General features: G+C 67.6%; 14 protein-coding genes. 12 read left to right on the top strand and 2 right to left on the bottom strand.

The features are described from left to right. Positions 1-46 precede the first annotated feature (46 nt). The 8 genes from thrC (at position 47) to GR702_RS01055 (ending at position 5305) form a co-directional block, all read left to right on the top strand. A complete protein-coding gene (gene thrC, locus GR702_RS01090) occupies positions 47-1450 on the top strand; it encodes a threonine synthase (RefSeq protein ID WP_160984101.1) in 1404 nt (467 codons plus the stop codon). Then, on the top strand, positions 1450-2355 hold the full coding sequence (locus tag GR702_RS01085) for a class I SAM-dependent methyltransferase (protein ID WP_160984100.1): 906 nt from the start codon (positions 1450-1452) through the stop codon (positions 2353-2355). The genes thrC and GR702_RS01085 overlap by 1 nt, the downstream gene beginning before the upstream one ends. A gap of 10 nt (positions 2356-2365) precedes the next feature. Beyond that, the gene (locus GR702_RS01080) at positions 2366-2737 is read left to right on the top strand and encodes a dihydroneopterin aldolase (RefSeq protein ID WP_160984099.1); all 372 of its coding nucleotides are present in this window, start codon (positions 2366-2368) and stop codon (positions 2735-2737) included. Continuing rightward, positions 2737-3078, top strand: coding sequence for a Rossmann fold domain-containing protein (locus GR702_RS01075; RefSeq protein WP_237449486.1), 342 nt, complete (start codon positions 2737-2739; stop codon positions 3076-3078). The genes GR702_RS01080 and GR702_RS01075 overlap by 1 nt, the downstream gene beginning before the upstream one ends. Further along, entirely contained in the window at positions 3078-4097 is a 1020-nt protein-coding gene (gene moaA / locus GR702_RS01070; protein WP_160984098.1) for a GTP 3',8-cyclase MoaA, read from the top strand. Before GR702_RS01075 ends, moaA begins: the two co-directional genes overlap by 1 nt. 3 nt (positions 4098-4100) lie before the next feature. Beyond that, the gene (locus GR702_RS01065) at positions 4101-4361 is read left to right on the top strand and encodes a MoaD/ThiS family protein (protein ID WP_160984097.1); all 261 of its coding nucleotides are present in this window, start codon (positions 4101-4103) and stop codon (positions 4359-4361) included. A 1-nt stretch (position 4362) separates the two neighbouring features. Beyond that, positions 4363-4806: a molybdenum cofactor biosynthesis protein MoaE gene (locus GR702_RS01060; RefSeq protein WP_160984096.1), complete on the top strand. Its 444-nt coding sequence runs from the start codon at positions 4363-4365 to the stop codon at positions 4804-4806. Positions 4807-4885: 79 nt separating this feature from the next. Continuing rightward, a complete protein-coding gene (locus GR702_RS01055; RefSeq protein ID WP_160984095.1) occupies positions 4886-5305 on the top strand; it encodes a hypothetical protein in 420 nt (139 codons plus the stop codon). Between the two features lie 93 nt (positions 5306-5398). On the opposite strand, the gene GR702_RS01050 is transcribed toward GR702_RS01055, so the two are convergent. Then, positions 5399-5926 carry a hypothetical protein gene (locus GR702_RS01050; RefSeq protein ID WP_160984094.1) on the bottom strand — a complete coding sequence of 176 codons (528 nt, stop codon included), beginning with the start codon at positions 5924-5926 and terminating at the stop codon, positions 5399-5401. A gap of 241 nt (positions 5927-6167) precedes the next feature. Here GR702_RS01050 and rplU point away from each other — a divergent pair, with 241 nt between their 5' ends. The 4 genes from rplU to GR702_RS01030 all read left to right on the top strand — a co-directional run bounded on the left by rplU (position 6168) and on the right by GR702_RS01030 (position 8333). Further along, positions 6168-6464 (top strand): 50S ribosomal protein L21, encoded by a 297-nt coding sequence (gene rplU / locus GR702_RS01045; RefSeq protein ID WP_160984093.1) that lies wholly within the window; start codon positions 6168-6170, stop codon positions 6462-6464. A 25-nt stretch (positions 6465-6489) separates the two neighbouring features. Beyond that, positions 6490-6762, top strand: coding sequence for a 50S ribosomal protein L27 (gene rpmA, locus GR702_RS01040; protein WP_160984092.1), 273 nt, complete (start codon positions 6490-6492; stop codon positions 6760-6762). A gap of 225 nt (positions 6763-6987) precedes the next feature. Then, entirely contained in the window at positions 6988-7557 is a 570-nt protein-coding gene (locus GR702_RS01035; RefSeq protein ID WP_160984091.1) for a GNAT family N-acetyltransferase, read from the top strand. 191 nt (positions 7558-7748) lie between these two features. Further along, positions 7749-8333, top strand: coding sequence for a GNAT family N-acetyltransferase (locus GR702_RS01030; RefSeq protein WP_160984090.1), 585 nt, complete (start codon positions 7749-7751; stop codon positions 8331-8333). 3 nt (positions 8334-8336) lie between these two features. Here GR702_RS01030 and ygfZ read toward each other — a convergent pair whose 3' ends face one another. After that, positions 8337-9086, bottom strand: a complete 750-nt coding sequence (ygfZ, locus tag GR702_RS01025; RefSeq protein WP_160984089.1) for a CAF17-like 4Fe-4S cluster assembly/insertion protein YgfZ — start codon at positions 9084-9086, stop codon at positions 8337-8339. Positions 9087-9097 lie beyond the last annotated feature (11 nt).

Raw genomic sequence — 9097 nt, 5'->3', positions numbered from 1 at the left:
CGACAGGCTTTTCATTTCCTCCCGCCCTCGCTAACCGCGCTTTCCCATGGACTACATCAGCACCCGCGGCAGCGCACCGGCGCTCGACTTCGAAGGCGCGACGCTCGCCGGGCTCGCATCGGACGGCGGGCTCTATGTCCCGCGCGAGTGGCCGCGCTTCTCTGCGGACGAGATCGCGGCGATGGCGGGCCTCCCTTATGCCGAGCTGGCGGCAAGGGTCATGGCGCCGTTCGTCAAGGGAAGCCTGAGCGAGGAGCGCCTGCTCGAACTGACCCGGCAGGCCTATGGCCGCTTCGCGCACGACGCGGTGACGCCGCTGAAACAGCTGGACGGGCAGCAGTGGCTGCTGGAGCTTTTCCATGGCCCGACCCTGGCGTTCAAGGACGTCGCGCTGCAGCTGCTGGGGCTGCTGTTCGAGGAGTTCCTCGGCCGATCCGACCGTAACCTCACCATCGTGGGCGCGACTTCGGGCGATACCGGCTCCGCCGCGATCGACGCAGTGGCCGGCCGGGCGAAGGTGGACATCTTCATGCTCCATCCCAAGGGCCGCGTGTCCGACGTACAGCGTCGCCAGATGACGACGGTGCTGGCGCCCAACGTCCACAACATCGCGCTCGAGCACGCCAACTTCGACGATGCACAGGCAATCGTGAAGCGCGTGTTCAACGATTCCCACATGACCGACCGCTTCGCCATCGGCGCGGTGAACTCGATCAACTGGGCTCGCCTGATGGCGCAGGTGGTCTATTACTTCGCAGCCGCGCTCCAGCTTGGCGCGCCGCACCGCAAGGTGGCGTTCTCAGTGCCGACGGGCAATTTCGGCGACGTGTTCGCCGGATACGTGGCGGCGCAGATGGGCCTGCCGATCGAAAAGCTGATCGTCGCCACCAACGTCAACGACATCCTGCACCGCGCTCTCGCGCAGGGCGACTACTCGCAAGGGACCGTGACGCCCACCGCCGCCCCTTCGATGGACATCCAGGTTTCTTCGAACTTCGAGCGCCTGCTGTTCGACCTTGGCGGCCGCGACGGCAAGGCGCTGGCCGAGCAGATGGCGGGCTTCGAGGCGACCCGGGCGATGCAGCTCACCAATGCGCAGCGCGAGGGCGCAGCGGCCCTGTTCACCTCGGCCCGCGCCGACGCGGACGAGATGGCCTCGACCATCCGCTGGGCATGGGAAAGCTGCGGCGAGATGATCGACCCGCACACCGCCTGCGGCCTCTTCGCGGCGCGCGCGGCCGGCCTGCCGCAGGACGTGCCCGTCGTCACGCTGGCGACCGCGCATCCCGCCAAGTTCCCCGAGGCGGTCGAACGGGCGACCGGGCATCGTCCCTCCCTTCCAACCCGCGTGGGCGATCTGTTCGAGCGCGAGGAGAAGTGCACCACGCTTCCCGGCACGTTCGAGGCCGTCACCGAGTTCGTCGCCATTCACGCCGTGCCGAAAGCCTGATGGCGACGCTTTCCACGCAGCCGCTGATCCTCGCGGGAGAGGGCTGGGCGGACTACGGCCTCGTCGATTCGGGGCATGGCCGCAAGCTGGAGCGCTACGGCGCATACCGCTTCGTGCGTCCCGAACCGCAGGCGATGTGGAGCCCGCGCGTGAGCGAGGGCGAGTGGGACGCGCATGGCGAGTTCGTGCCCGGCTCCGACGAGGACGGCGGAGGCAGGTGGCAGTTCGACAAGGCGGTGCCGCGCGACGGCTGGGACCTCGCGTGGAACGAGGTGGCCTTCACCGCTCAGTGCACGCCTTTCCGCCACCTGGGCTTCTTCCCGGACATGGCGCCGGTATGGGACTGGATGCGCACGATGCTGGCGGGCAGGACCGATGCCAGCACGATGAACCTGTTCGGCTACACCGGGGTGGGCACGCTGGCGCTTTCCGCCCATGGTCCCGTGACGCATGTGGACGCCTCGAAGAAGTCGGTCGCCCAGGCGCGTGAGAATGCGGCGCTGGCAGGGCTGCAGGATCGCCCGGTGCGCTGGATGATCGACGATGCGGCCAAGTTCGCGGCGCGCGAGGTGCGCCGGGAAAAGCGCTACGACGGCATCATCCTCGATCCGCCCAAGTTCGGGCGCGGGCCCGGTGGCGAGACCTGGCGGCTGGAGGAAAACCTGCCTGCCCTGCTGGCCGACTGCCGCCGGCTGCTCGATGCGGACAGCCGGTTCCTGTTCCTCACCGTCTACGCCGTTCGCATGTCGTCCCTGGCGCTCGCGGGGCTGATGGACGAGCTTTTCGCCGACCTGCCGGGTACGATCGAGCATGGCGACCTCGCCGTGCGCGAGGACGCGGGCAAGGATGGCGAGGGGCGACTTCTCCCCACCGCGATATTCGCGCGCTGGTCCAATCCCGGCTAAGGGGCCGCACATGGCCGATTCGCTGATCCTTGAAATTGCCGACTTCGAGCAGGACGTCCTCACGGGCATCTATTCGGAGGAAACCGGCAAGCCGCAGCCGCTGCGCTTCACCATCTCGGTGCGCCTGCGCCCTGCCGAACGCTACGCACCCGACACCCCGCTGACCGCCAGCAAGAACTACATGGACCTGAAGTTCGCCGCTTCCGAGGCGCTTCCCGCCGGTGTCCACTTCAAGCTGATCGAGGCGGTGGCCGACCACGTGTGCGAAACCCTGTTCCTTCAGGACGAGAGGGTTGAGGCGGTGACGGTCAAGATCGTCAAGCTGGCGCTGACCGAAGCCAACGAGAAGATCGGCATGACGCTCACCCGCGAGCGCCGCTGATGGAACTGCTGCACCTCGGGCCGCTGTCGGACGACGCGCTCGAGGCTGCGGCCGATTTCCACGCCCGCCTGCTGCCTTCGCTCGAAGCCACGATGCTGGCGGGCGCCGATCCCCTGACGCTGGTGTTCCTGCCTGCAGGGCCCGATCACCGCGCCTGGCGACTGGCGGCGGTGCAGGGCCTTGCCCGCCGTTTCGCGCCCTCGCGGATCAATGCCGTGGAGAGCGACGACGAGGCGTCGACGGCCGCGTGCGCACGTTGGCTCGACGGTGCCGGAGGCGTGACCGGGCAATTGCTGCCGCTGGATGGAACTGGGGCGGGCGGAGTGCTATATCCCACCTGATGTCATCACCAGCGCCTCTTGTTGATCAGTTCCAGCGCCGGATCACCTACCTGCGCCTGTCGGTCACCGATCGCTGCGACTTGCGGTGCGCCTACTGCATGCCCGAACGCATGACGTTCCTGCCGCGCAAGGACGTGCTGACGCTCGACGAAATGCACGATCTCGCGCTCGGCTTTATGGCGCGGGGCATCACCCGGATCCGCCTGACCGGAGGGGAGCCGCTGGTCCGCCGCGACATGATCGAGCTGGTGCAGGCGCTCGGCCGCCGGATCGGCGCGGATGACGGCCGCGGCCATCTCGAGGAACTGACCCTCACCACCAACGGCACGCGGCTGGCGGAGTTCGCCGAGCCGCTTCGCGCGGCGGGCGTGCGGCGGATCAACGTATCGCTGGATACGCTCGACCGCGAGTCGTTCGCGCGGCTGACACGGCGCGATTCGCTTCCCCAGGTGCTGGAAGGGCTCGCGGCGGCCAAGGCGGCAGGGCTGCGTGTCAAGCTCAACACCGTCGCGCTCAAGGGCGTGAACGAGCACGAGATCGCCGACCTTGTCGCCTGGGCCCACGGCCAGAGCTTCGAAGCGACCCTGATCGAGGTCATGCCGCTTGGCGACGTGGAGGAGGACCGGATCGATCACTACCTCCCGCTCGTCGCCGTTCAGGAGGACCTTGCCCGGCGCTGGACGCTGACGCCGAGCGGCCACCGCACCGGCGGTCCGGCGCGCTACTGGGATGTGGCGGAAACGGGTGGCCGGCTGGGCCTTATCACGCCGCTGACCAACAACTTCTGCGATGGCTGCAACCGCATTCGCGTGACCGCGACCGGCCAGCTCTACGCCTGCCTCGGCGGCAACGAACAGGTGGACCTGCGCGCCGCGCTGCGCAGCGCCGATCCTAGAGGCGCCCTGGACGAGGCGCTGGACGTCGCCATGAAGATCAAGCCCGCGCGCCACAACTTCGCGATCGACGCGCGCGGCGCCGTGCCTGCGCTGGCGCGCCACATGTCGATGACCGGGGGCTGAGGAATGGCGGCAAGGCTGGTGTTCCTGGGGCGGCTCGAGGAGCTGGCCGGAAGCGGTGATGCGGCACTTGCGCTTGCGGCTCCCCTGAACTGGCAGGCGCTGGTCGAGCGGCTGTCGGCCGAGTTCGATCCGCTCCTCGGCGAAGCCATCTGCGGCGACCGCGTCCGGGTCGCTATCAACGGCGCGCTCGTGGCGGAAAAGCAAGCCCTGGTGCTGGGCGACGGCGACGAACTCGCCTTCCTTCCCCCTGTGTCGGGCGGCTGACATGTCGGACGTTCGTCTCCTGACGGATCGGTTCGACCCGGCGGAAGAGCTTGCCGCCTTCACTGCCGCGCATCCGCAGGCGGGCGGGATCGTCAGCTTCCTGGGTCAGGTGCGCGAGGGCGGCGGTGTCGAAGCGCTGGAGCTGCGGCACTATGCTCCGCTGACGCTGCCGGCGATGCGCGAGCTTGCCGAAGGCGTGCGCGGGCGGTGGGTGCTCGACGGACTGCTCGTCGTCCATCGCAGCGGGGTGATGGTCCCGGGTGAGCCCATCGTCTTTGTCGCCGCCGCGGCGCGTCACCGCCGGGATGCCTTCGCCGCCGCGGACTTCGCGATGGACCACCTGAAGAGCGAATCGTGGTTCTGGAAGCGCGAGAAGGCCGGCGGCGAATGGCGCTGGATCGAGCCGCGCGCGCAGGATTTCGAGGACCTTTCCCGCTGGGCATGATTGTCCGCAAGGTTTGACCGCAATCAAGGAAATGGCGCGAACAGAAGCGCAATAGCTGGTCACCCAAGGAGATCAGCACATGTCCCAGCGTCATACCCTGCAGGAACTTGCCGCCCTCGCCATAGTGACGAGCGCGCCGGCGCGTACCAAAGTAGACCGCAACTTCGGCTTGCCGACCGGCCTCTACCTGGCGACGGTCGGCCTCTACCTCGCTTTCATCGGCGTCATGGCTTCGGTGTTCATGAACCCCGAACTCGCCATCCCGATGGTGATCTTCGCAGGTTTCGTCCTGATCGCCTTCGGCCTTGCCGGCTACTGGACGAGAATGAAGCCCGACAATGATACCGCGCCGCTGAGCTGGGGGCAGTTCGCGAGCGAGGGTATCGATACTCTGAGCGGAAGGCTCACGGCCACCGAAGCGGCCGTCCAGGTGCTCATGCTTCCCGTGCTGATCCTGGGCTGGGCCCTGGCGGTCGCGGTCATAGTGGCCTTCACCTGACAAGCGCCGCCTGGGTCGGGGGGCTTCAGGCGCGGCTTCGATGACGTTCGGAGAGCCTCACCCTCGCAAGGGGGTGGGGCTTTTCGCGCCGAATCAGGTCTTGAGGCGGGAGGACAGGCTGGCGATCACGCCGTCCTGCGCGTCGATGAGGGCGGCCACCTGAGCGCGCGCCTCGGCAATGGCGCTGACGCTCGGCGACTCCCGGAGCGGAGCGGTCTCGCGTGCCTGCGCATACAGCACGTCGAGGTCGGCCAGTGCTCCCATGCCGCTCGAACGGCTTGATTCCAGCCTTGCGAGCGCGACGCTCGCCGCGCTCCACGAATCGCTGCCAACCCCGCCCGCTGCCGAGACGGCGCGTTGGGCCTCGGTGCGATTGGCCTGGAACTGGCGATCCGCGGCCTGCGCGACCTTGACCAGGCCTGCAAGGCGGCTGACCAGATCGGCGCTGGCCGGCGGCAAAGGTGGAAGAGGCTGGGCCGCTTCTCCGCCTGCGGGGACGCCCGAGGCGCTCTGCCGCTCGACGTCGCGCACGGCGAGCGAAGGATAAGTGCCGGAGGTGGAGCAGGCCGCCATGCCGAAGGGAAGCAGCAGGCCGAGGATACGGGCTTTCGCACGGGTCATCGTGCTGCCATAGCATGGCCGCAGGGGAGTGGGAGGGCCTTTCGCCGAGTTATCCGGCAAGCAACCCATCTGTTGACACGAATCGGTCGATCCACTAACGGCACCCTCTCTTTCCGGCACCCCGCGGCAAGCGGGGCGGTCGGCGCGTCGCCCGAATGGCTCACGGTCCTCAGGACCTAGAGCGGCCGGGGCAGGTTTGTTTCGGCTCGTTTCGAGCATATTGATATTAGGTAAGGGCACCATGTTCGCAGTTGTGCGCACGGGCGGCAAGCAGTACCGGGTTGCCGCCGGAGACAAGATCGCGGTCGAGAAGCTGGCTGGTGAAGCCGGTGACAAGATCAACCTGGGCGACATCCTCCTCGCCGGCAAGGATGGCGAGCTCGCCGACGTCGCCAACGTGACCGTCGCTGCCGAGATCATCGCGCAGGCCAAGAGCGAGAAGGTCGTGGTGTTCAAGAAGCGCCGCCGCCACAACTATCGTCGCAAGAACGGCCACCGCCAGCAGATGACCCTGCTGCGCATCGTGTCCGTCGGCTGACCCCAAGATTTCGGAGTAACCAGCAATGGCACATAAGAAAGCAGGCGGTTCGTCGCGCAACGGTCGCGACTCCGCGGGCCGCCGTCTCGGCGTGAAGAAGTTCGGCGGTCAGGAAGTGATCGGCGGCAACATCATCATCCGCCAGCGCGGCACCCGGGTGTACCCGGGCGTGAACGTCGGCATGGGCAAGGATCACACCCTGTTCGCGCTGGCCGAAGGTCGCGTACGCTTCCACGACGGCAAACAGGGCCGCAAGTACGTGTCGGTTGACGCGCAGCTCGCGGAAGCCGCCGAATAATCGGATGGTTCCTGCCTGGGCCGTCCTGACGGGATGGCCCCGCCACACTCCTTGAAGGGTGTGGCAGAACAGAGGGAGAGGGCACCCGCCCGTCTCCCTTTTTTCGTTTCTCCCTCCGCCACCGGTGTCGACGCTCCATCTTGGAGCCTCGTTCAGGCACTTGCGTAATTGCACTGTCACGCGCGGCCGCTAGCGGGCGCGCGGGGCGGATGGAGAGATACGAAGATGTTCATTCGCAGCGAAAGGCTGTTCCTGCGTCCCGGCTGGTCCGAGGACTGCGCCGATCTCCTGTCCCTGATCTCCGACGAGGCGATCGTCCGCAATCTGGCGAACGTTCCCTGGCCCTATACCGCCGAGGACGCGCGCCGTTTCATCGAACTTCCGCAGGATCGGCTGCTGCCCCGGTTCCTCATCACCGTGCCCGGTGCTCAGGGTGCGCGCATCGTCGGCGGCTGCGGGCTCTCCGCGCTCGATGGCGAGACGAACCTGGGCTACTGGATCGTTCCGGGGGAATGGGGCCGCGGATATGCGAGCGAAGCGGCGCGCGCGGTGCTGGGGCTTGCCCACGCGCTCGGTCATCGCCGCATCGTGGCCAGCCACTACATCGACAATGCCGCTTCGGGCCGGGTGCTCGAGAAGGTGGGCTTCCGTCGTACGGGCCGCGTCGTGGAACGCTTCAGCAAGGGGCGCGGCTTCGCCAGCCCCTCTCGCGAGTACGAGGTCCTGTTCGGCTCGACGGGCGATTCGCCCGAAGACTGGGGCGGTGACGATTCGATGGCCCGCTGCGCGGCGTAAGCAAGGCGCGACTCGCACAAATGCAGGACGCTGCGGCTGCCCAGGGGAAGTACTCAGGGCAGCCGTTACCCTTCGTTAATTGCGGCATGTCAGGACCTTACCGCAGGCTGCGATCGCCATGCAGCAAACTTCGTGCATTGTGCCAAGCTTGCGTGCATGATCCCCGTACAAATACGACGGAGAACCATGGAATGTTCGTCCGCACGGAGAGACTGTTTCTAAGGCCCGCCTGGCCGGAAGACCTGGACGATCTCGTCGAGGTGCTCTCGGAGGAGGACATCCAGCGCAATGTCGGGGTGACGCCGCTGCCGCGCACCGCGCAGGAGCTTCGCGCCTATCTCGATCGCCCGCGAAATCCCCGCCTGCCGCACTTCTTCATGTACCTGCGCGGTGCCGACGGCCCCCAGCTGGTCGGCGGCGTCGGCCTTGGCCGTTATGAAGGCGATGTCGAGGTCGGATACTGGATCGGAGCGCGTCATCGGGGCCGGGGGCTTGCGGGAGAAGCGCTGCGGGCGGTGGTCGCGCAGGCCCGAGTGCTGGGCTATCCCAGGCTGATCGCCAGCGATTTCGCCGACACGCCAGGAACCCACCAGGTCCTGGAAAGCGCAGGCTTCCGCGACACGGGGCAGGTCCGCTCGCGCTACAGCGCCGCCCGTGCCATGGAGCATGCAGCCCGCATCTATGTCGCCGAACTACAGCGCCGCGCCGCGCCGCGCCAAACCACGATCACGCCCGCGACTGTCGCGCCGGCGGCGATCCAGCCAGCGGCCGCCTGATCCTCAGGCCTCGAGCGCCAGCCAGCGAGGCCGCACCTCCGGGGTGATGTCTTCCAGCCGCAGGTGATCGACGGCAAGGCCGAGATTAGGGTAGGCAGCGCGGCGGCGCTTTTCGTCGGAGCGTTCGAGCGGAACCACCACGAGGCGACGGTTGACCTTGGAGCGCCAGTTCATTCGCGCGGTATTTTCCTGGCCCACGTAGCAGCCCTTGGTGAAGCTGACGCCGTTGAGCTCGGCAGCGTTGCACTCCAGCCAGAGCGTCTCGCCCTCGCCCAGTTCGGCACGGCCTTCCGCAACGCCTTGCGCGAGCCGGTGCGCGCGCCAGGCCGCGTCCGCGCCGTGCAGGGCATCCTGCGCACCGGTTTCGTCGATGGCGGCGATCCAACGCTCGCCCAAGGCCGGGAGGCGCGGGTCCGACGCCGCGCCGTCGCCGACATGCGGCCGCCAGTGAACGGCGAGGCGCTCCTCGCGGGCGATGTCGATCGCCTTGCGAAGCCGGTACATCGCCAGCCGCTTAATCAATGCGTCCGCCACGTCCGCCTCGCAATCGATCAGCAGACCCTCGCCGCCGGGCCAGACGATGAAGTCGAACAGGGCCTTGCCCTGCGGCGTCAGCAGTCCGGCCCAGACCGGCAGCGGCCCGGCGACATCGGCGGTGACGAGGCCCTGGAGGAAATCGACGACGTTCTCTCCCGAATCGGGGCGTGGAGAAAGCCGGATCAGGGCGCGGTCGAACAGGCGGGTTGCGGTCATGGTGCCTAAGT

The organism is Novosphingobium silvae, from assembly GCF_009856825.1.
Lineage (GTDB): Bacteria > Pseudomonadota > Alphaproteobacteria > Sphingomonadales > Sphingomonadaceae > Novosphingobium > Novosphingobium silvae.
This window is presented reverse-complemented; position numbering and strand designations above follow the sequence as displayed.

Coding starts and splice junctions, on each gene's coding strand:
- thrC (WP_160984101.1), top strand. CDS start 47: ATGGACTACATCAGCACCCGCGGCAGCGCACCGGCGCTCGACTTCGAA.
- GR702_RS01085 (WP_160984100.1), top strand. CDS start 1,450: ATGGCGACGCTTTCCACGCAGCCGCTGATCCTCGCGGGAGAGGGCTGG.
- GR702_RS01080 (WP_160984099.1), top strand. CDS start 2,366: ATGGCCGATTCGCTGATCCTTGAAATTGCCGACTTCGAGCAGGACGTC.
- GR702_RS01075 (WP_237449486.1), top strand. CDS start 2,737: ATGGAACTGCTGCACCTCGGGCCGCTGTCGGACGACGCGCTCGAGGCT.
- moaA (WP_160984098.1), top strand. CDS start 3,078: ATGTCATCACCAGCGCCTCTTGTTGATCAGTTCCAGCGCCGGATCACC.
- GR702_RS01065 (WP_160984097.1), top strand. CDS start 4,101: ATGGCGGCAAGGCTGGTGTTCCTGGGGCGGCTCGAGGAGCTGGCCGGA.
- GR702_RS01060 (WP_160984096.1), top strand. CDS start 4,363: ATGTCGGACGTTCGTCTCCTGACGGATCGGTTCGACCCGGCGGAAGAG.
- GR702_RS01055 (WP_160984095.1), top strand. CDS start 4,886: ATGTCCCAGCGTCATACCCTGCAGGAACTTGCCGCCCTCGCCATAGTG.
- GR702_RS01050 (WP_160984094.1), bottom strand. CDS start 5,926: ATGACCCGTGCGAAAGCCCGTATCCTCGGCCTGCTGCTTCCCTTCGGC.
- rplU (WP_160984093.1), top strand. CDS start 6,168: ATGTTCGCAGTTGTGCGCACGGGCGGCAAGCAGTACCGGGTTGCCGCC.
- rpmA (WP_160984092.1), top strand. CDS start 6,490: ATGGCACATAAGAAAGCAGGCGGTTCGTCGCGCAACGGTCGCGACTCC.
- GR702_RS01035 (WP_160984091.1), top strand. CDS start 6,988: ATGTTCATTCGCAGCGAAAGGCTGTTCCTGCGTCCCGGCTGGTCCGAG.
- GR702_RS01030 (WP_160984090.1), top strand. CDS start 7,749: ATGTTCGTCCGCACGGAGAGACTGTTTCTAAGGCCCGCCTGGCCGGAA.
- ygfZ (WP_160984089.1), bottom strand. CDS start 9,086: ATGACCGCAACCCGCCTGTTCGACCGCGCCCTGATCCGGCTTTCTCCA.